General features: G+C 37.8%; 21 protein-coding genes and 1 tRNA gene. 8 read left to right on the top strand and 14 right to left on the bottom strand.

The genetic code is table 11. The features are described from left to right. Window positions 1-483: 483 nt before the first annotated feature. Both V7D82_RS09915 and V7D82_RS09910 read right to left on the bottom strand, forming a co-directional pair. Window positions 484-1,212 carry a hypothetical protein gene (locus V7D82_RS09915; protein ID WP_333600820.1) on the bottom strand — a complete coding sequence of 243 codons (729 nt, stop codon included), beginning with the start codon at window positions 1,210-1,212 and terminating at the stop codon, window positions 484-486. A gap of 33 nt (window positions 1,213-1,245) precedes the next feature. Next, window positions 1,246-1,479 carry a helix-turn-helix domain-containing protein gene (locus V7D82_RS09910; RefSeq protein ID WP_333600819.1) on the bottom strand — a complete coding sequence of 78 codons (234 nt, stop codon included), beginning with the start codon at window positions 1,477-1,479 and terminating at the stop codon, window positions 1,246-1,248. 285 nt (window positions 1,480-1,764) lie between these two features. On the opposite strand from V7D82_RS09910, the gene V7D82_RS09905 reads away from it, so the two are divergent. Next, window positions 1,765-2,874 (top strand): AAA family ATPase, encoded by a 1,110-nt coding sequence (locus V7D82_RS09905; RefSeq protein ID WP_333600818.1) that lies wholly within the window; start codon window positions 1,765-1,767, stop codon window positions 2,872-2,874. Beyond that, on the top strand, window positions 2,834-3,661 hold the full coding sequence (locus V7D82_RS09900) for a DUF4435 domain-containing protein (RefSeq protein WP_333600817.1): 828 nt from the start codon (window positions 2,834-2,836) through the stop codon (window positions 3,659-3,661). Before V7D82_RS09905 ends, V7D82_RS09900 begins: the two co-directional genes overlap by 41 nt. Before the next feature lie 63 nt (window positions 3,662-3,724). On the opposite strand, the gene V7D82_RS09895 is transcribed toward V7D82_RS09900, so the two are convergent. The 6 genes from V7D82_RS09895 to porU all read right to left on the bottom strand — a co-directional run bounded on the left by V7D82_RS09895 (window position 3,725) and on the right by porU (window position 14,176). Further along, complete coding sequence (locus tag V7D82_RS09895) at window positions 3,725-5,578, bottom strand: M1 family metallopeptidase (RefSeq protein WP_333600816.1); 1,854 nt, start codon at window positions 5,576-5,578, stop codon at window positions 3,725-3,727. A gap of 88 nt (window positions 5,579-5,666) precedes the next feature. Continuing rightward, window positions 5,667-7,298 (bottom strand): pyruvate dehydrogenase complex dihydrolipoamide acetyltransferase, encoded by a 1,632-nt coding sequence (locus V7D82_RS09890; RefSeq protein ID WP_333600815.1) that lies wholly within the window; start codon window positions 7,296-7,298, stop codon window positions 5,667-5,669. A 2-nt stretch (window positions 7,299-7,300) separates the two neighbouring features. Next, window positions 7,301-8,302 (bottom strand): pyruvate dehydrogenase (acetyl-transferring) E1 component subunit alpha, encoded by a 1,002-nt coding sequence (gene pdhA, locus V7D82_RS09885; RefSeq protein ID WP_333600814.1) that lies wholly within the window; start codon window positions 8,300-8,302, stop codon window positions 7,301-7,303. Window positions 8,303-8,440: 138 nt separating this feature from the next. After that, window positions 8,441-8,923, bottom strand: a complete 483-nt coding sequence (cdd, locus tag V7D82_RS09880) for a cytidine deaminase (protein ID WP_333600813.1) — start codon at window positions 8,921-8,923, stop codon at window positions 8,441-8,443. A 156-nt stretch (window positions 8,924-9,079) separates the two neighbouring features. After that, a complete protein-coding gene (gene porV / locus V7D82_RS09875; RefSeq protein ID WP_333600812.1) occupies window positions 9,080-10,273 on the bottom strand; it encodes a type IX secretion system outer membrane channel protein PorV in 1,194 nt (397 codons plus the stop codon). A 39-nt stretch (window positions 10,274-10,312) separates the two neighbouring features. Then, the gene (gene porU / locus V7D82_RS09870) at window positions 10,313-14,176 is read right to left on the bottom strand and encodes a type IX secretion system sortase PorU (protein ID WP_333600811.1); all 3,864 of its coding nucleotides are present in this window, start codon (window positions 14,174-14,176) and stop codon (window positions 10,313-10,315) included. A 207-nt stretch (window positions 14,177-14,383) separates the two neighbouring features. On the opposite strand from porU, the gene gldJ reads away from it, so the two are divergent. Then, window positions 14,384-16,105, top strand: coding sequence for a gliding motility lipoprotein GldJ (gene gldJ, locus V7D82_RS09865; protein WP_333600810.1), 1,722 nt, complete (start codon window positions 14,384-14,386; stop codon window positions 16,103-16,105). Between the two features lie 71 nt (window positions 16,106-16,176). Beyond that, entirely contained in the window at window positions 16,177-17,460 is a 1,284-nt protein-coding gene (locus V7D82_RS09860; protein WP_333600809.1) for a UDP-N-acetylmuramoyl-tripeptide--D-alanyl-D-alanine ligase, read from the top strand. A 41-nt stretch (window positions 17,461-17,501) separates the two neighbouring features. Here the strand turns inward: V7D82_RS09860 and V7D82_RS09855 are convergent. Beyond that, a tRNA-Val gene (locus V7D82_RS09855) sits at window positions 17,502-17,579 on the bottom strand. 69 nt (window positions 17,580-17,648) lie between these two features. Further along, complete coding sequence (locus V7D82_RS09850) at window positions 17,649-18,869, bottom strand: bifunctional folylpolyglutamate synthase/dihydrofolate synthase (protein WP_333600808.1); 1,221 nt, start codon at window positions 18,867-18,869, stop codon at window positions 17,649-17,651. A 129-nt stretch (window positions 18,870-18,998) separates the two neighbouring features. Here V7D82_RS09850 and V7D82_RS09845 point away from each other — a divergent pair, with 129 nt between their 5' ends. Genes V7D82_RS09845 through V7D82_RS09835 form a run of 3 tightly spaced genes read left to right on the top strand, consistent with a single transcriptional unit; the run spans window position 18,999 to window position 20,647 of the window. Next, window positions 18,999-19,715: a MotA/TolQ/ExbB proton channel family protein gene (locus tag V7D82_RS09845; protein ID WP_333600821.1), complete on the top strand. Its 717-nt coding sequence runs from the start codon at window positions 18,999-19,001 to the stop codon at window positions 19,713-19,715. After that, complete coding sequence (locus tag V7D82_RS09840) at window positions 19,696-20,091, top strand: ExbD/TolR family protein (RefSeq protein ID WP_333600807.1); 396 nt, start codon at window positions 19,696-19,698, stop codon at window positions 20,089-20,091. The genes V7D82_RS09845 and V7D82_RS09840 overlap by 20 nt, the downstream gene beginning before the upstream one ends. 19 nt (window positions 20,092-20,110) lie before the next feature. After that, a complete protein-coding gene (locus V7D82_RS09835; protein WP_333600806.1) occupies window positions 20,111-20,647 on the top strand; it encodes a hypothetical protein in 537 nt (178 codons plus the stop codon). Window positions 20,648-20,701: 54 nt separating this feature from the next. Here V7D82_RS09835 and V7D82_RS09830 read toward each other — a convergent pair whose 3' ends face one another. From V7D82_RS09830 to V7D82_RS09820, 3 genes are all read right to left on the bottom strand, one after another. Further along, a complete protein-coding gene (locus V7D82_RS09830; protein ID WP_333600805.1) occupies window positions 20,702-21,589 on the bottom strand; it encodes an energy transducer TonB in 888 nt (295 codons plus the stop codon). Window positions 21,590-21,669: 80 nt separating this feature from the next. Next, window positions 21,670-22,896: a Glu/Leu/Phe/Val dehydrogenase dimerization domain-containing protein gene (locus V7D82_RS09825; RefSeq protein ID WP_333600804.1), complete on the bottom strand. Its 1,227-nt coding sequence runs from the start codon at window positions 22,894-22,896 to the stop codon at window positions 21,670-21,672. A 126-nt stretch (window positions 22,897-23,022) separates the two neighbouring features. Further along, window positions 23,023-23,268 carry a hypothetical protein gene (locus V7D82_RS09820; RefSeq protein ID WP_333600803.1) on the bottom strand — a complete coding sequence of 82 codons (246 nt, stop codon included), beginning with the start codon at window positions 23,266-23,268 and terminating at the stop codon, window positions 23,023-23,025. Between the two features lie 124 nt (window positions 23,269-23,392). Here V7D82_RS09820 and V7D82_RS09815 point away from each other — a divergent pair, with 124 nt between their 5' ends. Then, window positions 23,393-23,806 carry a DUF1003 domain-containing protein gene (locus V7D82_RS09815; RefSeq protein WP_333600802.1) on the top strand — a complete coding sequence of 138 codons (414 nt, stop codon included), beginning with the start codon at window positions 23,393-23,395 and terminating at the stop codon, window positions 23,804-23,806. Here V7D82_RS09815 and V7D82_RS09810 read toward each other — a convergent pair. After that, window positions 23,772-24,857, bottom strand: a complete 1,086-nt coding sequence (locus V7D82_RS09810) for an anhydro-N-acetylmuramic acid kinase (protein WP_333600801.1) — start codon at window positions 24,855-24,857, stop codon at window positions 23,772-23,774. The genes V7D82_RS09815 and V7D82_RS09810 overlap by 35 nt on opposite strands. Between the last annotated feature and the right edge of the window lie 147 nt (window positions 24,858-25,004).

The raw sequence follows: 25,004 nt of genomic DNA, 5'->3' as shown, positions 1-25,004 counted from the left end.
TCGCTGCCTTTTTTTAGAAACCCTATTCATTTATTTGGATAGGGTTTTTTGTTTTGTGGATATTGGCGAACTAAAGTTCGCGTACCTGAAGCCCACTGGGCTTCCTTCTCTTACTATCAAATCTTTATATGGATAGGGTTTGTTTTATGGGAGTTTGTTTTGGTGGGAGCCTTGTTGAGTTGAACCGAAGTGTGTTTGAGTTGATTGTATGTCTTTTCGGATTGTGAGGGAGGATGTTTGAACTGAACTGATGTTTATTTGGGTTGATGGTATGAGTGTTTGACTAGAACGGAAGTCTTTTCGGGTTGAGGGGAAGCGAGTTTGGATTGAACGGATTCGTGTTTGAATTGAAAGGAAGTCTTTTCGGGTTTTGGTTTTTTGGTGTTTCTCGATATGTTTTGGCTTTGCCAAAAAAATACTCGAAGTGATGGCTGTATAGGTTATGTTGAATTAAAAAACTCCTCTATTGAGGAGTTCTGACTTTTAGATTCGGGAGAATTTTATTTTGGATATTGCTTTGTATTGGGTGGAGCTTGTATCGAGGATGGTGAATAGGTAGTCTTTTGCGGTGTAGGCCGTATCGACTAGGTTGTTTGTGTCAAAATATAATTGACTGTTTCTTATGCTTCGGGCATTGTTGAACGGTACAAATGTGGCTCCGACTGCTGCTGTTTTTTCCAACATTTCATCTTGTAAGGTCTGAAGTGTGGTGGTTTTATAGGCGTCTTCGTTTGGGTTGTAATTCGTGGTTGTGTTTAGTAGACCAATTAATAGTCCTAAGCTATTTGTTCTTTGGTCATAGCTTAGTTGTGATACGGAGTATTGGGTTTGCGCTGTTGTGGTATCTGTTGATTCTGGGTTTTCTTGTTTTCTATCGCCTTTTATTTTGCGTGCTATTGTCATGAAGTTTTCGAGTTGGTTTGGCTGCACGCCTTGTGTTGCTTTATAGACTCTGCGTAGTTTTGTGATTAATCGATTGAGAGGTTTGAACAGGTTTTCTCTTTCGGCTACAGCGGTTTTGTAGGGACCCTGCAATGTGTTTACGTTGATTTGCTTTAGATGTGCTTTGTCGTAAATGCTTTGTAATATATCTAAGGTAATGTTTGGGTTGGATGGGTTGTAGTTTGCGCCGATTTCGGTGATGTGGGTGATTAATAATTTTAGGTTAGCAATGTTTTTTGCATGCCCTTTTTCTGAAGTGCTTGTGCTCATGATGTAAAGATTTATGTTAGACAATTAATTAGATTACTTTTTGAGTTTTTTCTTTTCTGTTTTTTGCGCTGCATCGAAGAGTTTTACAATGTCTATATCTAGAATGTCGATTATTTGGAATAGCATTATGATGGAAATGGTTTTTTTGCCGCCTTCGATTTTATTATAATAGCTTTGGGAGATGCCCAGTTGTGAAGCCATGTAGTCTTGGGTGAATTTCTTTTCGAGGCGTTTGAAAGTGATTTTGATGAGGATGGTTTGGTACATACTACAACAATTTAGGAATGGCATTTTGAGCCATTCCGGTTAGTAAACGATAAATTGTGGTATTGAGAGCAAGTTTAATAAAAAAGGAATATCCTACAAAATGTTTTGCTAAAAACTTTATTCCAATAGGGAATTATTTTTAACGAAGTTAAACTTGTTCAAATCAATATTTTGTTTCTAAGGGATTTTATATTATTTTTTATTTTAAATAATATAGGAATGTTGTATATTATTTCTTATGTCTGTCTAATTTATTTTATAAATTAGACGTTTAAAATAATATAAATGGACAAGGTAACTCTACTGCAATTTATTGATAAAGGGATTAGTGAAATAAATTATCAGCTTGAATTTGCAAAAGTTTGTGAAGCTGATGCCGATTTAATGAATCTATATCTTGATTCAATTATTGCATTTACTGATATTAGAAATAATGTTGAGATAGAAGATTTGTCACAAAACTATTTAAATCAGTTTCAATCTGATATTCTGATTACATTACAAAATTTCGAATTTAGAACCGAAAATTCAACAAGAGGTTTTAGATTAGAAGATAAATTTTTGTATAAGAATACATTAGATATTAGAAAGAAACAAATTGGAGATAGATTAAAAATTCTCAAGTTCAATTTAGATTTTTTTCAGAAGTTAAATTATTTTAATAATAATGTAGTAGCAATTGGAGCTAATGGCAGTGGAAAAACTACATTGTCAAATAATTTAAAACAATATTTGCCTAATAATGGAGTAGTAATATCTGCTCAGAGAATATTAGTTATACCAACTTTTAGCGGAATCTCAAATATACTATCCACAAGTGAAAAATTAGCAAGCACCCAGTCAATCGATAAAACTTATAAAACAACATATTCAACCGAAAATAACGGGAATTCTTATACAGTACTAAGAAATATGGGTGATGAATTTAAAATTTTACTTGATAATATGTTAGCTGAAAGAAGTGTCATAAGAAATAAATTTTGTGATGATCACTCGAGTGGGACTAGAGATGCTGAAGTACCAATTACTAATCTTGATACCGCACTTAAAATATGGAATTTCTTGATAGAACACAAAACTATGGAATGCGCAGATGGAATAAATATTACATTAACAAATAAAGGAACTGATTCTTATCCCGCATATCAAATGAGTGATGGAGAAAAAGTAACTCTATATTTGATATCTCAAGTTTTACAAGCTCCTAAAAATGGGTTTGTTATTGTTGATGAGCCAGAAATTTATTTGCACAAAACTATTCTTAACAAGCTATGGGATATTCTTGAGAAAGAAAGACAAGATTGTATTTTTATCTATCTGACACATGATTTAGATTTTGCAACCACAAGAACAAGTGCAAAAAAAAATCTGGATAAAATCATTTACATTCCCTGATATTTGGCAAATAGAAAATATCCCAGAGAACGATTTACCTGAACCATTATTGCTGGAATTATTGGGTAGTAGAAAAAATATATTATTTTGTGAGGGGAAAAAAGGGAGTAATGATGAGAAAATATATAATATACTTTTCCCCAATTTTACAATTACCCCAGTTGAAAGTTGTTTTTCCGTAATTAACTTTACAAAAGCTTTTAATAAAATACCTAACATTACAACTAAAGCTTTAGGAATAATTGATTCTGACCATCATGAAGAAAGGAGACTAGAAAAATTAAAGGAAGAGAATGTTTATTCTTTTTCAATGACTGAAACTGAAAATTTACTTCTGGATGAAGATTTTTTAAAGATACTTGCTCCAAAAATTGTATCAGAAAATGATGTTATTAGTTCAATAAAATCTGATGTTATTAGTAATTTAAATAAAGAATTAGAATTACAAATCTCAAATTTTGTTACAACTAAGATTAATTATTATTTTAATGATTCCCATGTTTCTAAAGGGAATGATTTAAAAAAATTAGAGGATAATTATAATAATTTTATTGGGAAGGTTGACATAAAAGAATGGTACAGCTCAAGAAAAACTGAATTAGAACAGATTATAAGTGATGAAAATTACTCAAAAGCACTATCGGTTTATAATAATAAAGGACTAGTTACAATTGTTAATAGACATTTTAGGATATTAAATTTTTTTGAAAGAGCAATAAAAGTATTGCAGTCTGAAAATGAAACACACGATGTTTTAAAAAAACATTTTCCAAAAGAATTACATTAGTTTATATATAACAATACCCGTTCATGAGAGCGGGTATTATTGTTTTCATTAGATTAAATTTCACTATTTAAGTATCTTCTGAACAGCTTCGATGGTGGTAGCATGATAACCCGATTTTGCTTTTTCAAAGATTTGTTGGGCCCAGGTTTTTCCTCCGGGGGTTTTGATCATTTCCTTGTAAAGTGGGAGTAGCGAACCGGTTCGACTGTAGTTGGTAAGGAATTGTTCTATGGCCGGATAGGCAGTTTTGTAATGATGTTGGATAGCCTGAATGAACCATTGACGGCGTACCACAAAATTACCGCCAGCGGTGAAGTTGAATTCCTTGTCGATAACAGCCATTTCTTCGCTTGTTAAATCCTTTGGCAGGTAATCAATGAAATGTTGTTTTTCGTTGGTTGATTTTATCTTTTGGCTTAGTCCTTTACTACCTTCCTTGCGCCATGTTTTTTGGATGTTGTCAATAGCATTGAAATCTTCGGAAACCGGAGTGATAATGTTGGTTGGAATGCCGGGTTGATACACCCAGTCATTGAGTTTTATTTTGTCAGCCAGCTCTTTGTTTCCTTTAATCAAATGGTCATTGAAATAGGTAACAAAATCTTCGGTGGTTATCGATTGAAAGGAATGGGCTTTGAAATAATTTGTAAGGAAAGCATCGAACTTTTCACGACCAACAGCAGCTTCAACGGTTTGCAAAAAGGCATATCCTTTTTCGTATGGAATATCACTCAGTCCATCATCGGGATTTCTTCCGGCGGTGTTTACTTTAAGTCTTGTGTCCGGACTGGTATTCCCTAATTCTTCCAAGTTATCCTGAAGTACTTTTCGGCTTAATACGTCTTGCATTTTTGCTTCCTGGATTCCGAAAACAGCTTCGCCGATGCGATGTTCTACATAGGTAGTAAACCCTTCGTTGAGCCAAATGTCATCCCAAGTGGCATTGGTTACCAAATTACCACTCCAACTGTGGCCAAGTTCGTGCGCTAAAAGACTTGTTAATGAACGATCACCGGCAATAACACTTGGGGTTAGGAAAGTTAGATTTGGATTTTCCATGCCACCATAAGGGAAACTAGGCGGAAGTACCAATACATCATATCTTCCCCAGCGGTAAGGGCCGAATAGTTTTTCGGCAGCATTGACCATTTTGCCCAATTCTGCAAATTCCCAAGCGGCTTTTTTGATAACGGATGGCTCGGCATAAACGCCGGTGCGATTATCTAAAGACTGAAACTGAAGATCGCCCACAGCAATCGCCATCAGATAGGATGGAATAGGCTTGTCTTGTTTGAAAGTGTAAATTCCACTGTCATTTTTTTGTTGTGGATTGACAGCACTCATAACGGCCATCAAATCTTTAGGAACGGAAACCTTAGCAGCGTAGGTAAATCGAATTCCAGGAGAATCCTGGCAAGGAATCCAGGTGCGTGTCCAAATGCTTTCGCCTTGCGAAAACAAGAATGGTTTCTTTTTGTCAGCTGTTTGTTGCGGAGAAAGCCATTGTAAAGCCACGGCGTCTTTGGTAGTGTTGTAGTAAATGTTGACTTTGGTGGTATTCGGTTCAATTGTTATGTGCAGTGGTTTTCCGTGGAATTCGACCGCTGTGCCCAATTCGAATTTGGTTTCTTTTTCTTCATCGCCCAAAGTTACTTTGGTAATGTTTAATGTGTTTTCATCAAAAATGATTTCGTTGCCTTTGCTTGTATTTTCTATTTGCCAGGAAGCTTTTCCGGAAATGGATTTAGTGTCAAAATCGACTTTAATATCCAAATCGAGGTGTTTTGCCACTGCTTTGTTGGGTTGGGCAAACGAATGGTCGTCTTTAACAAATTTGGTTTGTGTTGCCACTAGAGCTTCTTTTTTTTGACAGGCAAGAAACGTAAGTACTAAAGAAAGGATACCTATTTTTTTCATTTTTGAAATAAAGTTTTATACTGTAAATTAAATAAAAAAATCCCGTTCTGAACAGTCAAAACGGGATTTTGTATATGTGATTTGTGCATTAGGCTAGCATCGTTACCGGATTCTCCAAATACTGTCTTAGGGTTTGCAGGAATTGAGCTCCTGTAGCACCATCAACGGTTCTGTGATCACAAGCTAATGTCAATGTCATCGTATTACCCACTACAATCTGACCGTTTCGTACTACCGGTTTTTCTTCGATAGCTCCTACGGATAGAATAGCAGAATTCGGTTGATTGATGATAGAAGTGAAGGATTGAATTCCGAACATTCCTAAGTTAGACACCGTAAAGGTGCTTCCTTCCATTTCTGCCGGTTGTAATTTTTTGCTTTTTGCTTTTCCGGCTAAGTCTTTTACGTTACCGCCAATTTGAGTCAGGCTCATTTGGTCAGTAAAACGCAATACCGGAACAACCAATCCGTCTTCAACGGCTACAGCTACACCAACATTCACATGGTGGTTGATCGTGATAGCATCTTCATGCCATTGTGAATTTACTTTCGGATGTTTTTTCAAGGCCATGGCGCAAGCTTTAATGACCATGTCGTTGAACGATACTTTGGTATCCGGAATCGTATTGATTACGGCTCTCGATTTCATGGCTTCATCCATACCCACTTCAATAGTTAAATAGAAATGTGGTGCCGTGAAGATAGATTCCGAAAGACGTTTCGCAATGGTTTTACGCATTTGCGAATTCTTGATTTGTTCTGAGAAGGTTTCGCCAGCCGGTACAAATGGTTTTACAGCAGCTTGTGGTGCTTCGCTTGTACTTGGGGCAGCAGTTTGTGGAGCAGTAGCAGTAGCAGGTGTGAAGTTTTCCACATCACTTTTGGTGATACGTCCGTTTTCGCCAGAACCTTTTACTTGTGATAAGTTGATTCCTTTGGCAGAAGCAATTTGTTTGGCTAATGGAGAAGCAAAAATTCTTCCCCCATCTGCTGTTGGTGTAGTCTCAACTGTTGGTGTAACAGCTGCCGCTTGTTCTGTTGCTGCCGGAGCAGCAGTTGGAGCAGCGCCCCCTTTTTTATAATTTTCGGCTATGCCGGTAATGTCTGTTCCTGCAGGACCGATGATAGCTAAAACACTGTCAACCGGAGCTGATTGTCCTTCCTGAATTCCGATGAACAAAAGAGTTCCAGCGTTGAAAGATTCGAATTCCATTGTAGCTTTGTCAGTTTCGATTTCAGCTAAAATGTCGCCTTCTTTCACTTCATCCCCTACTTTTTTCAACCAGGTAGCTACGGTACCTTCGGTCATGGTGTCGCTCAAACGTGGCATAGTTACCACGATTACTCCTTTTGGAAGTTCTGCAGGTTTTGATGCCTCAGTTGCTGGAGCCGGAGCGCTTTCAGTTGGAGCTGGTGCTGTAGTTTCGGCTTTGGTTTCAGGAGCACTAGCACCGCCAGAAATCAATCCGGAAATGTCTTCGCCTTCGGTACCAATTATGGCTAAAAGGGAATCAACGCTTGCTGTTTCTCCTTCTTTGATTCCTATGTATAATAAAGTCCCGGCATTGAAAGATTCAAATTCCATGGTGGCTTTATCGGTTTCGATTTCTGCTAAGATATCTCCTTCTTTGATGGTGTCGCCAACTTTTTTCAACCAAGTAGCGACAGTTCCTTCGGTCATCGTATCGCTCAAACGCGGCATTGTGATTTTTGTTGCCATAATTATAGTCTGTGAGGGATGAAAGGATAATTTTCTTGTTCGTAAACTACATCATACAATTGTTGTACTTCAGGGAAAGCAGATTCTTCAGCGAATGTAGCACACTCTTCTACTAAATCTTTTACTCTCTCATCAATAGCTTCAATTTCTGCATCAGTAGCATATTTGTTTTCTTTGATGACATCCAACACTTGTGTGATTGGATCAATTTTTCTGTACTCTTCTACTTCTTCTTTCGAGCGGTATAATTGAGCATCCGACATAGAGTGACCTCTGTAGCGGTATGTTTTCATTTCTAAGAAAGTTGGTCCGTCACCGCGACGCGCTCTTTCCATAGCTTCGTGCATGGCTTCGGCCACTTTTACCGGATTCATTCCGTCTACTGGTCCGCAAGGCATTTCGTAGCCTAAACCTAGTTTCCAGATATCAGTATGATTGGCCGTTCTTTCAACAGAAGTTCCCATCGCATATCCATTGTTTTCACAAATGAATACTACTGGTAATTTCCATAACATGGCCATGTTGAAAGCTTCGTGAAGTGACCCCTGACGTGCTGCACCATCCCCAAAATAGGTTAGGGTTACACCACCGGTTTCGAAATATTTATCGGCGAAAGCCATACCGGCACCTACTGGAATCTGAGCTCCAACGATACCATGACCTCCATAAAATCCGTGTTCTTTAGAAAAGATGTGCATCGAACCTCCCATTCCTTTGGAAGTTCCCGTTACTTTTCCTAAAAGTTCCGCCATTACTTTTCGTGGGTCAACACCCATTCCGATTGGCTGAACGTGATTACGATAGGCTGTAATCATTTTGTCTTTCCCCCCTAAATTCATAGCGTGTAAAGCACCCGCTAATACGGCTTCCTGACCGTTATATAAGTGAAGAAATCCTCTAACTTTTTGTTGAATATAAAGTGCTGCAAGCTTGTCTTCAAATTTTCTCCAAAGTAGCATGTCTTCGTACCACTTTAAATAAACTTCTTTTGTTACTTCTTTCATTTGTTACTTTTGCTAAAGCGTTATTAAGTTCTAAATAGTATTCAACGCAAAATAGTTCACTCACACACAAATTTGCGAATGGCAAAAGTAAAACATTCCCTTTAAGAACTAAAATTTAAAGACGTAATTTTTACCTCGCTACAGGAAGTTTTTGTCGAAACTTAACGGTAGTAAATTTTTAATCGAATCCGATTTGTAAACTTCGCCACTTTCGCCCATGAAATAGATTTCGATTGGCGTGTCTTGTTTGAATTCATACTCAGAAATCGATTGGCGACAAGCTCCACATGGCGGAATCGGTGACTTGGTTTCATTGGTGTCCGAAGCAGCTGAAACGGCTAGTTTTACAATTTTAGCTTCAGGGTAAATGGCACCGGTTTGAAAAATAGCTACCCGTTCGGCACAAAGCCCGGATGGATACGCGGCGTTTTCCTGATTGGATCCTAAAACGATTTTGCCGTTGTCTAAAAGGATGGCAGCGCCTACACGAAATTTGGAATAAGGAGCATACGCTTTTTTTCTGATTTCAACCGCCTGTTGCATCAAAGACTGAACTTCCGCTGGAAGTTCTGCTGCAGATGGATAAACGGTGAACGAGGTATTAATGTTTATTTCTTTCATTCGAATTAAATATTTTTTTATTTGAAAATGGAATAACCATTGTGACATCTTTTCGTTTTAATTGAATTCTTTCAAATGGTTGTTTCATTATTGAGGAAAAAAAATCCAAATTTCAAAAAGTAGAAATTTGGATATTGTTTTATGGTTTACTAGTTATTAATAATCGTCGTATTTATCACCAAAGTTAAACGTTAACGAGAAACGAAGGGTGTTTTCTAATGGGTTTTTCACTTTTGAGGCAGAGAATAAATAAGAGACATCTACTTTCACTACATTGTATTTGAATCCTGCGCCAAGCGAGAAAAATTTTCGGGCTCCTTTGATTGGGCTTTCGTGGAAATATCCTAAGCGGAAAGCAAAGGAATCCTGGTATAAATATTCTGTCCCAACAGAATAAGTGAATTCTTTAAGCTCTTCGCTGAAACCGCCCGGAGCATCGTTGAATGATTTGAAAATACCGGAAACCCAGTTGATTTTGTTATAGTCCAGTTTGTTTTGGTTGTATAGCGCAATTTCGGCATCAGACGTGATTAATCCGTCACCATCTAAATCGGCACTTTGTGGTGTTGGCACTAAAAGTTTAGCAAATTCAACACTTACCGATACTTTATTGTATTCATCAAAGATGAAATCGTAACCACCACCCAATCTCATGTTAGCTGGAAGGAAGTTGGCACTGTTATCATCTGAAGCACCGGCATCGTAATTAATTTTTGGGCCTAAGTTTTGGAAGTTAAAACCAAGTCTTAAACGACCATTAAAATCGGATAACGCTGTTTCTTCACCTTGATAAAAACCGGCAAGATCAAAAGCAAATGAAGTAGCAGGTTTAGCATCTCCGGCATCAGCGGTTGGGATTCTTAAAGCGGAACGGATGTATCTTCCGGCAACAGCCATCGAGAAACGTTCGCTTAGTTTCAAGGAATAAGAACCGTCTAAAGCCAACTCATTAGGTTTTACAATTTGAGGCGCATCTTCGGCATTTTGTCTTAATTCAATTTCTCCCAAACCAAAATAACGCAAACTGGCAGCAAAAGCACTTCTTTCGTTTATTCTATTATAGTAAGTAGCTTGTCCTAATGAAATGTCGTTTACTAAATCTGTCAAGTAGGGAGTATAACTGGCTGTGAATCCTTGTTTGTCTAGGGCAAAGGCATATTTTGCAGGATTCCATTGTTGCGAAAAAGCATCGGCAGAGGTGGCCACACCTTGGTCAGCCATACCGGCAGAACGGGCATCGGCTGCTACAAGAAGAAAAGGAACTCCAGTGGTGATTACTCGGCTATCTTGTTGGGCATTAATGGATTGTATGGTGGTTAGTAAAATGAGTAGTGCTGCAATTTTTTTCATTATTCAATTTTAATAAAAGTTAACAAATATAGTATTTTCCTAAAGGATTACAAGTTTTTCTATTTTTTCTGCTTTTTTATTCGATAAAGTGGACTTTACGGTCAATTTATAGACATAAACTCCTTTGCCGATGCGGTCGCCAAAGTCATCTTTTCCGTCCCAAGTAATTTCTCTGGACAGAAAACCATCGGTGGTTACTGTTTGATTTTTGGTCCAAACAATTTTGCCTGTTATGGTCATTACCTGTACCTGAACTTCCAACGGTTCGAAAGGTCTGTTGTGTGAAAACCAAAACTCGGTATAACTTACAAATGGGTTTGGGTAGTTCAGTACATGATCTAACGTTATGCTTTCGTCACCAACCACTACAAATTGTATTTCAGCAGTGATGGGGTTGTTATAAACATCCCAAGCTTTAAAGGTTATGGTGTGCAAGCCAACAGCTAAATTTCGGAACGGATAATAAACCCTTCCTTTGGTGTAATCGTTTAATTCGGTTTCGTAATAGTCGTTCATGATGTAAGGTTTGGTCTCATCTCCATCAAGAATTCCAACGATATCATGACCAATTCCACTGGCGGTGTTGATTCCGTGTTCGTCTTCCAGTTTAGCGAGGAAAAAGGGTGATGCGTTGGTAATGCCTCCGTTGACAAACGATTCATCATTCATGTATAATTTTACTTTGGGTCCGGTAACATCGGCCACGGCATTGGTGTTGATTCCGCCAATTTTGATATCCGTATTGTATCCTCTTTTGTCGAGTAGAATTTGATTTCTTTTGGCATAAAAACTGATTCGACCATTGCCTAAAGGAATTCGAATGTCTCTTGGTACCACAAAACCAAATTCAAATTTGCCGCTGGTTACTGAAGCATTGCCTCTGAAAATAGTTTCTCCCAAATTGGTAAAATTTATGGGTGGACTCAAGCCATCGTTGTTTAATGTGGCTCTAATAACATTTTTGTCGAAAATATTTATGGATAAATCGCCATTGTAGGTTGGCAATAAATTATTGTTTTCGTCTAAAACTTCACCGGATAATTTGACATAAGCCAAAGATTGAAAATCATCAATTGGTCCGGTAATAGGCATGTCATTGACTTTGGTTAAAATGATTTTAGGTCTCGGAATGGCTAGCATTAGGGCAGGATCGCCAAGATAAAAGACGACGTTGGTTGCCGTATTAGGGCTTACGTTTTTGGCAAGGCGAAGCGCTTCGGCAATGGATACATAGTCTTCGCTGCCATAGGCAAACAAATATTGGGCAATTTTATCATTAAACACTTCTGCAGTTGATTGTGCAATAGAGCGGATAGTGGTCATCATCGAGATGGCACCCCCTTTCGGATTCCAATAAGTGTATTCTCCGGCTGTTGGTCGGTAAGGATTGTCAAATCTGGAGAAAGCACAAGTGATGGTTATGAATAAAGGATATTTGTATCGGTTGCTTAAATTTTGTCCATCCGATTTTTCCCAAATGCGTTCTCCTGATAAGCCGTCTTCACCACCATGACCTAAATAATTAAAAACCAGCGCTCCTTTTTCGAAAGCAGCAAAAATTTCTTCTCTGGCTTTCGGATAGCGTTTTCCCCCGGCAGAGGTTTCTTCTTCATAAGAGTCTAGGAGTATTTTTTTGAAATTAATGAACGGTTTTTGACCCACAATGACATCGGTTAAACTGTTTTGTTTGGACTGCAATGTCGAATCGGAGGATTTGTCGGTGTCATCGGCAATAGCCACATAGTTGTTGCGCCAACTCCCGTAGGATTTTAAATCATGGTATTCAATAACTTTGTTGACCATTTCATCCGCTTGTGCTGTTGTGCTGACAATCATACGGCCAACTGCGACGTCAACTCCTCCAATATCATAAGTGAAACCCATATTGCCATTTTGCGGGGATGTGCCTCTGTCTAATCTGCCTTCATCATCATCCAGCATAACGTAAAAATCATCGGAAGCAAACGAATATTCTTCATCTGTATAACTATTCAAGGCTTGATAAATCGGAACGATATTGGTGTTGTTGGCTATTCGGTCTTTAAAATCATATGAGGCATCGCCAAAAATATTTACATATTTTACTCTTTGGTCTATAGGAGCATTGAAAAAAACATATTTGATAAAATTTCGGATGGCTCCGATGTCTTGTTTTCCGGATGAAAATTCTGGGTAAATACTTTCTAAATTCACCACTTTTACATTCAGATGGGAGTAATTTCTGTGAAAATTAGCTAGTTTTTCGGCCTGAGCATTTAAAAATTTCGGCGTGATAATTAAATAATCAATTTTTTGCCACTGACCTTGAGCATTGTTAAAAATGGTTCCTTTTATGTTTTGGTTGTCAACTTTGGTTTTGGAATCTTTTAATGGCGAATAATAATCGGCATTGTCAACGGCAATATATTTTTTAACAGTTCCGAAATTTGATTTAAAGGAAAAAGCACTTTGAGCCAAATTGTCAATTTTGGTCACATTGTAAATATCGGTAATATCCCAAACTTGTGTTATGGCAGTAGCGTTGGAAACTTGGTATAGGCCAATTCCTGTTGACGAACTAGCTTGGTCGTACTGAAATCGGAATTGTTTGCCATAACCCTGAAGATTTCTTTTGGCTACAACAGCAATATAGTCAAGATATCCTTTTGAACTTGGGACGCCATTATTGTCGTAGGTTATTTTTATGTTGACATCTTCGGTTGTTGCATTGGTAGTAGCGGTTAGTATGTTCTCTATGGCTTCAATGCCGCTATTGGCGGAAAGTGCTCCAAATGACATGGTGCCAAGGGTTTGAGTATTGGCTTCTACTTTGAAATTGGTTGTTGTAAAAGAGGCTGTTGCAGCATGTACGGATACTTTTATGGGAGATGACGTGACAATATTTGGAAATTTAAATTTAAATTCCTGTTCATTATCTACGCTAAATTGTTCTCCAAACCAGATTCGGCCCAACTTGACTATGTTTTCATCATCGGTTTCGTGAAATTGATAATCATCAAAAGCACTGATTATAGTTGTTGCGCTTCCGGAAGGTTGTGTCATGTTGACAATCCTTTTACCAGTGTCGCCTTGTGCCGTTACATAATAATATGATTTGTCGGCATAGATGTTTAGGTGGCTTTTATAGTCGTCATTCCAATTGTCAAATCCTTCTGCATAAAAAAGAATATAATCCTGACTGTCAAATTTGCCGTCCTCTTCTCCAATAAACTGAATAGCATTTTCGGCTAAATCCATCGGATAATAATCGGAATTTAATAAAGGAATCATTCTTCCGCCATTGCCATAAATTTTAATCTTTCTGGGATCCACATTGGTGTCCATGCCCAAGCTTTCAAGAAAACCTTTGCTGATTTTATACACGCCAGATTTTACCACATAAAAGCGATACCAATTGCCATTGTCTAAAACCGAATTTTCGATAGGGGTAACATTATTAATGGTCGTTTGAGATTTTGCAGCATTTTGTGGTATTGAATAACTGAAAGAGACTAATTTTTTAAAGGAATTGCCTTCCTTTATAATAGGTGTGATGGTTATTTTGCCAAAATAGCGGTCTCGGGCAATACTGTTTTTAAAAGTGTACTTAAAAGTTGCCGGAATGTCTTTTGTTGCTAAGTCGCCAAGTTCGCTTTCGGATATAGGTTCAAAAACCAGATTGTTTATTTGAAGCACATTTTCATTAATCCTTGAATTGAGCTTGATGGTTAATGAATATTTTAAGGTCTTAGTGTAGCTGTTGAATTGATAATTTTCAGCATCAAATTGTGGTACAGTATAGGAGTAGTCACCATAGGACAATTCTTTTTTTGGAGACCAATTCAACACCATATTGCCTTGCTCCTGAGCAAGCGCAAAGTAAGTGTTAAGCACAATAAAGAAAAGCGTAATAATCTTTTTCATAACATACAGTAAACGTGATTTTCTTGGAAATAGTATAAAAAAGCAAAAAAAATTTTTTTTCGAGGCAAAATACAATAAAACTAGTATTTTTGCGTTATATATGAAATACGCCTGCAAATGGCGAATTTAGTATTAATTTAAAAAATGTGTTGCAATTTAATCGTTAATTCTTATATTGCGCCACGAAATTTATTACCTACTAAAAGTATGAAAGTAAACAAAATTATTGCTGTAAAATTATTGCTGTCATTAGCGATAATGGTTGGATTTACTAGTTGTAGTAAAAAGTCCGATTCTAAAGGCGGTTCCAAAGCTACTGGTTGGAAAATCAACGATAAAAAAGGTGGTTTTCAATATGCTTCTAAATTTAAAAAGCAAGCAACTGGACCAGGTTTAGTTATGGTTGAAGGTGGAACATTTACCATGGGTAAAGTTCAGGATGATGTTATGCACGATTGGAATAATACTCCAAATCAGCAACACGTTATGTCTTTCTACATGGATGAAACCGAAGTGACTAATGTAATGTACATGGAGTATTTAGATTGGTTAAAAAGAGTTTTTCCACCAGATCAGGAAAATTACAAAAACATCTATGAAGGGGCTTCTCCGGATACTTTAGTATGGAGAAACCGTTTAGGCTATAATGAAACTATGACCGAAAATTATTTGAGACATCCGGCTTATGCCGAATATCCGGTAGTGGGAGTGAATTGGATTCAGGCTACAGAGTTTGCCAAATGGAGAACAGACCGTGTAAACGAGAAAATCCTGGAAGAGCAACGTTATTTGAAAAAAGATTCAAAAGTTACCGATGTAAGTGCTGATAAAGTATTTAGTACGGATGCTTATTTAGCTTCTCCTTCAACGGCTATGGGCGGTGACGATAAAATTGTTTTGAAAAAAGGACAAAAAGGAGGAAAGGCTCCTGCAAAAGCTGCCGCTGCCGGTAGCACTAATACGCAAGGAAATAGCGCTAGAAATGTGTACGCTCAAAGAACATCAGGTTTAATTTTACCTGAGTATAGATTGCCAACTGAAGCAGAGTGGGAATATGCTGCTGCTGCTGACGTAGGACAGAGAGAATACAACTCATACAAAGGACAAAAGAAATATCCTTGGTCTGGTGATTACACCCGTTCAGGTAAAAGACAAGTTAGAGGTGACCAATTGGCTAACTTCAAACAAGGTAAAGGAGATTACGGTGGAATTGCAGGCTGGTCTGATGATGGGGCTGATATTACCAATAAAGTTAAATCATATCCTCCAAATGATTTTGGTTTATATGACATGGCTGGTAACGTTGCTGAGTGGGTTGCCGATGTTTACAGACCAATGGTTGATGATGAAGCAAATGACTTCAACTACTACAGAGGAAACGTTTATATGAAAGATAAAATTGGCGAAGACGGTAAAGTAGAATTAGTTACTGCCGAAACTCAAAAATTTGATACTTTATCCAATGGTAAAATTGTGTCAAGAAACTTCCCAGGTCAAATTGCCCAAGTTCCTGTTGATGATAAAGAAACCTATTTGAGACAAAACTTTGATAAATCAGATAACAGAAACTATCGTGATGGGGATAAACAATCTACTAGATATTTCAAATTTGGTTCTTCAGAAGAAGGAGACGAAAAAGGAAAATTGAGAGATGATCAAAGAATGTATGACTCTCCTAAACATAATGTGTCTACAGACAGTTTGGGTAACATGATTAAAAAATATGATAAGTCAAACAAAAGAACCACTTTGATTAATGATGATGTTAGAGTGTACAAAGGTGGTTCTTGGAGAGACAGAGCTTATTGGTTAGATCCTGCTCAAAGAAGATACTTCCCGCAGGATATTGCTACCGATTATATCGGATTCAGATGTGCCATGTCTAGAGTTGGTCCAAAAGCTGACAAAAAGAAAAGAGCAAGAAACTAAGTTTTAGTTTTATGATAAATAACAAAAAAGCCCTATTTTTAAGGGCTTTTTTATTTTAATATACTTTTGATATGACCATTCAAAATATACACAAGTTATTCTTAACTTGTAGTAAAGTCTCGATTGACACCCGAAAAATTGAACCAAACTCTTTCTTCGTAGCCATCAAAGGAGAACGATTTGATGCTAACACATTTGCCAAAGAAGCTCTGGAAAAAGGAGCGAGCTACGTTATCATTGATAATCCGGACTATTATATGGATGACCGAACCATTTTGGTTGCCGATAGTTTAACGGCACTTCAGGAGTTGGCTAAATTCCATAGGTGCTATTTAAAATTACCCATCATTGCCCTAACCGGTAGCAATGGCAAAACCACCACCAAAGAGCTAATTAATGTAGTATTGTCTAAAAAGTACAATACAGTAGCCACTATCGGTAATTTGAACAATCATATTGGTGTGCCGCTGACCTTACTTTCGTTTACTGCCGAAACCCAAATCGGAATTGTAGAAATGGGTGCTAATCATCAAAAGGAAATCGAATTTTTATGCGAAATCGCACAACCTGATTTTGGGTATATCACCAATTTTGGAAAAGCCCATCTTGAAGGATTTGGAGGAGTTGAAGGTGTGATAAAAGGCAAAAGCGAAATGTACGCTTATCTCAAAGCTCACCACAAATCAGTTTTCGTGAACCTGGATGACGAAATTCAGAATGCGAAAACGGTTGGTTTTAATAGAGTTACATTTAGCCAAAAAGATGAAAATGCTACTGTATTTATTGAAAATGTAACGGCCAATCCATTTGTAAAAATTAAAGTTTTTGGTGTCGAAATCAACTCGCATTTAATTGGATTGTATAATGCTAACAATATAAACGCTGCTATTACCATTGGAAATCATTTCGATGTTGGTGTTAATGATTGTAAAGACGCTATTGAAAGTTATGTGCCCGAAAACAATCGCTCGCAGTTATTGACCAAAGGTTCCAACGAAATCATTTTAGACGCCTACAACGCGAATCCAAGCAGTATGAGAGTAGCTTTGGAAAACTTCATCCAATTGGATAAAAACAATAAAATTGTAATGATTGGCGATATGTATGAACTTGGCAAAGAAAGCCCTGCAGAGCATAAAGCTATTGTTGATTTTTTAAATCAAAATAGTGTCTTTGAATGTCATTTTGTGGGGAAAGATTTTTTCGCTAATGCAATTCAAAATGAACGCTTCCATTTTTATAACACCTTTGAAGATTTTACTCAATATTTGGCTAAAGCAACATTGGAAGACAAAACACTCTTAATAAAAGGATCCAGAGGAATGGCTTTGGAACGCACTTTAGAATATCTGTAAAATAAAAAACTCCTCAATTGCTTGAGGAGTTTTTTTTACGGTGGTGGGCGATGAGGGATTCGAACCCCCGACCCTCTCGGTGTAAACGAGATGCTCTGAACCAACTGAGCTAATCGCCCGTATTGTGCTTGATTGCGAGTGCAAATATAGACTACTTTTTTGATTCTGCAAATTAAAATGAAAAAAAATTATAAAATTTCTGCGACAACAAAAGTGCTTCCGCCCACATAAATAAAGTCACTTGGCGCTGCTTTTTTTGTAGCATCGAGGTAAGCGTTTGAAACAGAATTATATATTTCACCACTAAGTCCAAACTGAACGGCTTTTTCTTGTAAAATTTCAGCATTCAATCCTCGTGGAATATCAGGTTTGCAGAAATAATATTTTGCACTTTTTGGAAATAAAGGCAGGATTTCTTCCAGATTTTTGTCATTTACCACTCCTAACACAATGTGTAGTTGGTCAAATTTTTCTTTTTGCAGCTGATTCAAAACAATGTTTAAGCCGTGCGCATTATGAGCCGTGTCGCAAATAATTTTCGGGTGATCTCCCAATTGCTGCCATCTTCCCTGAAGACCGGTGTTTTTAATCACATTCAAAAAACCACTTTTAACTGCAGCTTCAGGAATAGAAAGCAGTTGTTTTTGATTCAGTACTTTTATCGTTTGCAATACCGTTTTCTTATTCTGTACTTGATAATCGCCTAACAATGCTGACGGATAGGTTTCCTGCACCAAATCGGAAGCAAAGTAAATTTCAGAATGTGTTTCCTGGGCTTTCGCTTCAAAAACCGGTTTGGTTTCTGCAACATATTCGCCAATAACTACCGGGATAGTTGGTTTAATGATGCCGGCTTTTTCATAAGCAATGGCTTCCAAAGTATTGCCTAAAAAGTGGGTGTGGTCTAGACCAATATTCGTAATTACTGAAATCAACGGCGTAATGATATTAGTCGAATCCAATCGTCCTCCCATGCCCACTTCTATGATGTTGATGTCGGTTTGTTCTTTGACAAAATACTCAAAAGCCAATCCGACACTCATCTCAAAAAAACTCAATTCGTTGGCTTCAAAAAATGGTTTGTTTTTGGTGATGAATTTAGAAACATATTCTTCCGAAATATGCTTTCCGTTAATGCTGATGCGCTCCCGGTAATCTTTTAAATGCGGCGAAGTATACAATCCAACTTTATATCCGGCTTCCTGTAAAACCGAAGCCAGTAAGTGGGAAGTAGAGCCTTTTCCATTGGTTCCGGCTACGTGAATGCATCTTAAATTCCGTTCCGGATTTCCTAAATGATTGGCTAACAAAACAGTGTTGATAATATCCTTTCGATAAGCCGTGGCGCCTTGTGTTTGGTACATCGGCAATTTGTTAAACATCCAGTCTAGGGTTTCTTTGTAGTTCATAATTTTCGGAAAAATTAACCTTTCGATATACTTTTTTATCTTTTTTTTCGTTTATATTGTGAGGCGTATTCTAGTAGTACAAAATTGAAATTATTTTCAGAATTAATAGCCAAAAAATAGATAAATATGATAAGTACATTTTTGCAGTTACAAGTTGACACCTTAGCACAAGCTATTCCTGCAGCAGCTCCAGCCAATGCTGCTTTAACCAATGAAGTTTCTGTTTTAGAGTTTATTTTAAAAGGAGGAATCTTCCTAATTCCGATTGCTATTTTATTGTTCTACACCTTGTATCTCATTTTTGAGCGCTATTTGTATATTCATAAAGCTGCCAAAATCGACACCCATCTGATGTCTGATGTGCGCAATCATTTGAATAATGCCAATATTGAAATGGCGGTTTCAAGTGCGGAAAGAAGCGGAAACTCACAAGGAACCATTATCAAAGAAGGAGTACTTACCATAGGAAGACACATTAACGAAATCGAATCCAACATGGAACGTGCCGCCAATATCGAAATTGGATATATGGAAAAGAAATTGGGTCAATTAGGTTTGATTGCCGGGATTGCACCCACATTAGGTTTCATCGGAACGATTTCGGGAGTTATTAAAATTTTCTATAGCATTTCGGTAACAGAAGATATCAGTATCGGAAATATTTCCGGTGGTTTGTATGAGAAAATGATTAGTAGTGGTGCCGGACTTATCGTAGGGATTATCGCTTACAGCGCCTACCATTTATTCAACGGAAAAATCGATAATTTCTCCTTGTCTATTCAAAAACAAGTGTTAGAATTTGTAAATATCATTCAAAGACCGAACCATGGCAATAAAGCGAAATAAACGATTTCACGCAGAAGTCGCCACTTCCTCTTTGAGCGACATTATGTTCTTCTTGTTGTTGTTTTTCCTGATTATTTCAACCTTGGCCAATCCAAATGTTATCCGAATGACATTGCCAAAATCGAAAACCAATGAAAAGACCAACAAGCAACTAATCACGCTTTCAGTGACGGAAGAGAAGCGGTTTTATGTAGATAAAGAAGAAGTTGGTTTTGACCAATTGGAAGCGAAACTGCTATCAAAAATGAATCCGGCAAAAGACCTGACGGTTATTATCAGAATTCCGGCAACTATGCAAGTTCAGGATTTGGTAGATGTACTGCAAATAGGAGTGAAGAACAAACTCAAGTTTGTCATTGCCACCAGTCCGAAGTAAAATATAAAACAGAATAAAAATGAAAGCGAAAGCACTACTGTTGATGGCCTTTATCTCGGCTTCAGCATTTGCCCAAGAAACCGAATTTAAATTTGCCAAAGAAGGTCTGACCGATTTTATTGTAACAACCTATGCAGGTTCGGCGAAAGACACATACAATCTGGCATTGGCATGGGTAAAAGAGAATGCTAAAAAAGGATATACCATAACTTCTTCCGTTGAAAACGAAAAAGTAACAATACAAGGCGGAAAAGAGAACTTTCTTTGCAGTAAAGCCGGAGGCACTACAGTTTGTACGTATGCTACCTTTACCATTGAAATTTCGTTTAAAGACGGAAAGTTTAAGTTTGATGCAGTTGGCTTGACGGAGAAACCCAATAATGGAACCACTGTAGTAACGCATGATCTTAACGACTTCTCAGAATATTACAATAAAGACGGAAGTTTGAAAAAGTATAAAGACGATGTCCCGATGGCGTATGAAGCTCTTTTTAATGATTTAAATAAAAGCCTGGTTGCTTTTATGGATAAGAAAAAGAAAGCCGATGGCTGGTAAATCGGAAGTAGCATAAATAAAAAATCCCATTCATTTGAATGGGATTTTTTATGTTTAGTTTAAACTGAATGTATAAATTATTTTTCCGACTTGTTTTTCCGGTGCATTGCTGTCGGGCTGCCATTTGGTATTCTGGGCAGCTATTCGGGCTTGGTCTAATAAACATTTAGCCGTATTAGTGGTTCCTTGAACCCCGGCAGTTACACTAACTGTATTACCGTTTCGGTCTACAGAAACTTGTACAGCAACTCTCCCTTGTTCCTGACAGGTATAATCCGGTTGTGGTTTGCTTAAAGCTTTTCGGTTTCCTAACGAATAACCGGAACCACTTCCGTTCCCACCACCATTGCCGCTTCCATTTCCTGAGCCTGTTCCGCTACCACTACCTGTTCCGTTTCCGGAACCATTGCCGCCGCCTGAACCTGTCCCACTTCCGTTGCCATAGTATCCATTAGAATTCAGATTGCCGTTAGCACTTCCTTTGTTGCCGCCTTTTGTATCATTCCCATCACCACCTTTGTTGCCGCTTAAAATACTGGATAAAGCATCATTGGCGCTTTTGGAAACTTTTGGTTTTTCAATCACTGGTTTGACATCTTTTTTGATATCCACCGGTGTTTTCTTGATGTTTTCTTTTTTGGGAATAACTACATTATCATCGGCATTATCGTCTGAAATCACATCCTCCTCCGGAGAAGTTTTTACCGGAGTCACTTTAGCCTGATCTTTCACATTCAGTACTTCGCTTTTGTAATTATCGCCCATGCCATAATCGCTGTCGCCAAAGTTCATTTCGATGCCGCCACCACCACCGCCACCCATGAGTTTCATGTTGGCCGGAGGCCAAAAACGCAAAAAGAAAAGCAATAATAACAACAAGGCATACACTATAGTCGTAATGACTAAAGATTTTTTCTGATTGTCGGTGGTTTCAAGACTCATAGCTTTTCAGGTATTCGTTTATACTAGATATAACGCCTAAAAATACAAATTATTGTGTAATCCGGGCTGTTAATTTTTTGCTAAACCAATTGTTTTAAAGCAATTTCAAAGGCAGTAGCGCTGATGTTCTTTTTATCTGCATGCAAATTGTGTGCCTTTTCTAGCGCTTTTTTAATGGTTTCCGAAATATCATAGAAAATGGCTTCGTCCGTCATCTGTACTTTCTTCTCCATGAAGTAAGCAAAAACCCGGGCCATACCACAATTCGAAATGAAATCCGGAATCAAACTCACTTTGCTGTCAGTCTCTTCCATGATGCTTCCGAAGAAGATTTCTTTATCGGCAAAAGGGACATTGGCACCACAGGAAATCACTTCCAAACCGTGGTTGATTAAGTTGTCGATTTGGTCTTTGGTTACCAATCTTGACGCAGCACAAGGCGCAAAAATATCAGCACCTAAATTCCAGATCTTCTCATTGATTTCGGTAAAGGAAATCATGTTTTGCGCAACCAGTTTGTTTCCGTCTTTATTTAAAAACAATCGTTTAATTTCATCAAAACTAAAGCCTTCTTCATTGATGATTCCACCATCACGGTCGATGATTCCAACGATTTTGGCTCCCATTTCTGCCAAATAAAAAGCAGCAGCCGAACCTACATTTCCAAATCCTTGTACAATGGCTTTTTTACCATGCACATCACCACCATATATATGATAATAATGGCGCACTGCTTCAGCAACACCATATCCTGTAATCATATCGGCCACGGTATATTTACGCAAGACATCCGGAGAGAATTTTGGATTTTCGATTACTTTGATTACGCCTTGACGCAATTGCCCAATTCTATTGATTTTATCGGCTTCGGTTGGTTTGAAATGCCCGTTGAATACGCCTTCCTGCGGATGCCAAACACCACATTCTTCGGTAAACGGAATTACTTCGTGAATTTCGTCAACATTCAAATCGCCACCGGTGCCATAATAACTTTTTAATAATGGCGAAACGGCTTTGTACCAACGTTGTAAAACGCCTTTTTTGCGGGGATCATTTGGGTCAAAATTAATACCCGATTTGGCACCGCCAATCGCCGGACCAGAAACGGAAAACTTCACTTCCATAGTTTTGGCCAATGATAACACTTCGTTCATGTCTAATCCTTTACGCATACGCGTTCCACCGCCTGCTGCACCACCTCGAAGGGAATTAATTACAGTCCAACCTTCAGCTTCCGTTTCAGCATCTTTCCAGTTGAAGACAATTTCAGGTTGTTTATTTTCGAATTTTTTAAGTAAATCTTTCATGTTGTTTTGTTCGTTTGTGGTGCAAATATAAGAATTAGGAATTAGGATTTGGGCATTAGGATTTGCGAAATCTGCATAAAAAAAACACCACTGGGAAAGCGGTGTTTTTAACGATTTATTTACGGATTATTTTTTTGGTTTGTAACGTTTGTCCGGAGTGCCATCTTTTTTCAAAACCACTTTGGTTTCTTTGTTGGCTTTAAAACGTTTGTCTGGAGTGCCATCTTTTTTCAAAGGCGCTTTAGCTTCCTCTTTTTTGGCGGGAGCTTTGGTTTCTTTAGCTGCCGGAGCGGCTTTTTTCGGTGCTTGTTGCGCTGATGCTGAAAGCGTGAATCCTATCAATGCCATTACGGCTAACATTACTTTTCTCATTTGTTTAAAATTTTAAGATTGAGTAGCTAATTTATAGAAAAATGAAATACATTTTGTTAATTATTAGTTATAAATGGACTGGTTTTAGTAGTTTTAAGCCAATATTAATAAAGTACAGTAAATTATGAGAACGATAAAAAATTGGCACGATCAACATTCGCAAACGTTAAGTTTTGGTAGTCGAATTGCTGATAAAGTAGCAACAGGAATGGGGTCATGGCGTTTTATTATTATTCAAACCGTGATTGTCGCCGTTTGGATGATACTGAATATTGTGGCATATCTGTCACATTGGGATCCCTATCCGTTTATTCTTTTAAATTTACTTTTTTCAACGCAGGCAGCCTATGCGGCACCCATTATCATGATGGCGCAAAACCGCCAAAATGAGCGCGATCGTGCTCAAGCCCAAGCCGATTATCAAACTAACATCGAAGCCAAAGAGGAAATAGAAGCTTTGACTATTAAGCTAAATTCTATGGAAGTGGATAAATTAGATAAAATTATCCGCATGTTGGAAGCGATGGAGAAAAAATAACTCCGGAGGAATGATTGTGTTTTGCTCCGGTAACACTACTCAACACATTAATTTCATGGCGCAATTTCAATACACCCAGCAATCCAAAAATCAAAGCTTCTTTGTATTCTAATGTTTTGATGTCAGGAATAATCAGTTGCAGTTGGGGTAAATGATGTTGCATGCTTTCGATTAAAAAATCATTATAAGCACCACCGCCGGTAACGAGCATTTTTCCTTGTTTGTTTGGCAAGGCCAAAGCAGTTTGCACTGCAACATGTTCCGTAAAAGTGCGTATTTTGTCATCGATGGCAATCGAATAGTTTTCAATTAATGGCAGCATAACCGTTTTTACAAATTCAAACCCGAGCGATTTCGGAAATGGTTTTTGGTAATAGTCTAATGCATTTAATTCAGCTAATAAATCGGTGTTGATTTTGCCGCTTCGGGCAATGTTTCCTTTGTCATCGTAAGCTAATCCCAATTGATTGGCATAAAAATTCAAAACCGTATTTACCGGAGAAATATCAAAGGCAATCCGCTTTCCATTTTGCTCAAAGGACACATTCGAAAATCCGCCTAAATTCAAACAATAATCATAATCTGCAAACAGAATCCTATCGCCAATAGGAACCAAAGGCGCGCCTTGTCCGCTCAATTGCACATCCTGTACCCGAAAATCACAAACTACTGTTTCGCCAATGATTTCAGCAATCTCAGGAAGGTTGCCAATCTGCAACGTGAACCCGTTTTGCGGTTGGTGTAAAATGGTATGACCGTGACTGCAAACGGCGTCAATGTTTTCAATTTTGTGTTTTTGAATAAAAGCTTTGATGGTGTTTCCGAGAAGTACGGTATAGTCTTCATTCAGTTTTTTTAAGGCTGAATCCGAAAAATCGACGGCTGTTCTTAAGTTATCTAGCCAAATTCCATCATACGAAATCGTCTCACTTTCCAGGATTTTGTATGTCCATTTACCTTCGCTAATAGTGAAATGAAGATGTGCTAAATCAATGCCGTCAAGGGAAGTCCCCGACATCACTCCGATAACTTGGTAGGTTTCTTTAAACATTGGCTAAATTTACGAAAACGTTTGAAATTTTAACTTTATTATTATACTTTTGGGCACCAAAATTAAAGAAACGACAAACATAATTTTACAACTATGGATTTTAATTTAACCGAAGAACAGTTAATGATTCAACAAGCGGCACGCGAT

The organism is Flavobacterium sp. (assembly GCF_036741995.1).
GTDB lineage: Bacteria > Bacteroidota > Bacteroidia > Flavobacteriales > Flavobacteriaceae > Flavobacterium.
Note: the sequence above shows the minus strand (reverse complement) of the source record. Positions and strands in the feature narration are given on the sequence as shown.

Bases quoted from the DNA above. Each gene is read 5' to 3' on its own strand.
- V7D82_RS09915 (WP_333600820.1), bottom strand. From the start codon at position 1,212: ATGAGCACAAGCACTTCAGAAAAAGGGCATGCAAAAAACATTGCTAAC.
- V7D82_RS09910 (WP_333600819.1), bottom strand. From the start codon at position 1,479: ATGTACCAAACCATCCTCATCAAAATCACTTTCAAACGCCTCGAAAAG.
- V7D82_RS09905 (WP_333600818.1), top strand. From the start codon at position 1,765: ATGGACAAGGTAACTCTACTGCAATTTATTGATAAAGGGATTAGTGAA.
- V7D82_RS09895 (WP_333600816.1), bottom strand. From the start codon at position 5,578: ATGAAAAAAATAGGTATCCTTTCTTTAGTACTTACGTTTCTTGCCTGT.
- V7D82_RS09890 (WP_333600815.1), bottom strand. From the start codon at position 7,298: ATGGCAACAAAAATCACAATGCCGCGTTTGAGCGATACGATGACCGAA.
- pdhA (WP_333600814.1), bottom strand. From the start codon at position 8,302: ATGAAAGAAGTAACAAAAGAAGTTTATTTAAAGTGGTACGAAGACATG.
- cdd (WP_333600813.1), bottom strand. From the start codon at position 8,923: ATGAAAGAAATAAACATTAATACCTCGTTCACCGTTTATCCATCTGCA.
- porV (WP_333600812.1), bottom strand. From the start codon at position 10,273: ATGAAAAAAATTGCAGCACTACTCATTTTACTAACCACCATACAATCC.
- porU (WP_333600811.1), bottom strand. From the start codon at position 14,176: ATGAAAAAGATTATTACGCTTTTCTTTATTGTGCTTAACACTTACTTT.
- gldJ (WP_333600810.1), top strand. From the start codon at position 14,384: ATGAAAGTAAACAAAATTATTGCTGTAAAATTATTGCTGTCATTAGCG.
- V7D82_RS09860 (WP_333600809.1), top strand. From the start codon at position 16,177: ATGACCATTCAAAATATACACAAGTTATTCTTAACTTGTAGTAAAGTC.
- V7D82_RS09850 (WP_333600808.1), bottom strand. From the start codon at position 18,869: ATGAACTACAAAGAAACCCTAGACTGGATGTTTAACAAATTGCCGATG.
- V7D82_RS09840 (WP_333600807.1), top strand. From the start codon at position 19,696: ATGGCAATAAAGCGAAATAAACGATTTCACGCAGAAGTCGCCACTTCC.
- V7D82_RS09835 (WP_333600806.1), top strand. From the start codon at position 20,111: ATGAAAGCGAAAGCACTACTGTTGATGGCCTTTATCTCGGCTTCAGCA.
- V7D82_RS09830 (WP_333600805.1), bottom strand. From the start codon at position 21,589: ATGAGTCTTGAAACCACCGACAATCAGAAAAAATCTTTAGTCATTACG.
- V7D82_RS09825 (WP_333600804.1), bottom strand. From the start codon at position 22,896: ATGAAAGATTTACTTAAAAAATTCGAAAATAAACAACCTGAAATTGTC.
- V7D82_RS09820 (WP_333600803.1), bottom strand. From the start codon at position 23,268: ATGAGAAAAGTAATGTTAGCCGTAATGGCATTGATAGGATTCACGCTT.
- V7D82_RS09815 (WP_333600802.1), top strand. From the start codon at position 23,393: ATGAGAACGATAAAAAATTGGCACGATCAACATTCGCAAACGTTAAGT.
- V7D82_RS09810 (WP_333600801.1), bottom strand. From the start codon at position 24,857: ATGTTTAAAGAAACCTACCAAGTTATCGGAGTGATGTCGGGGACTTCC.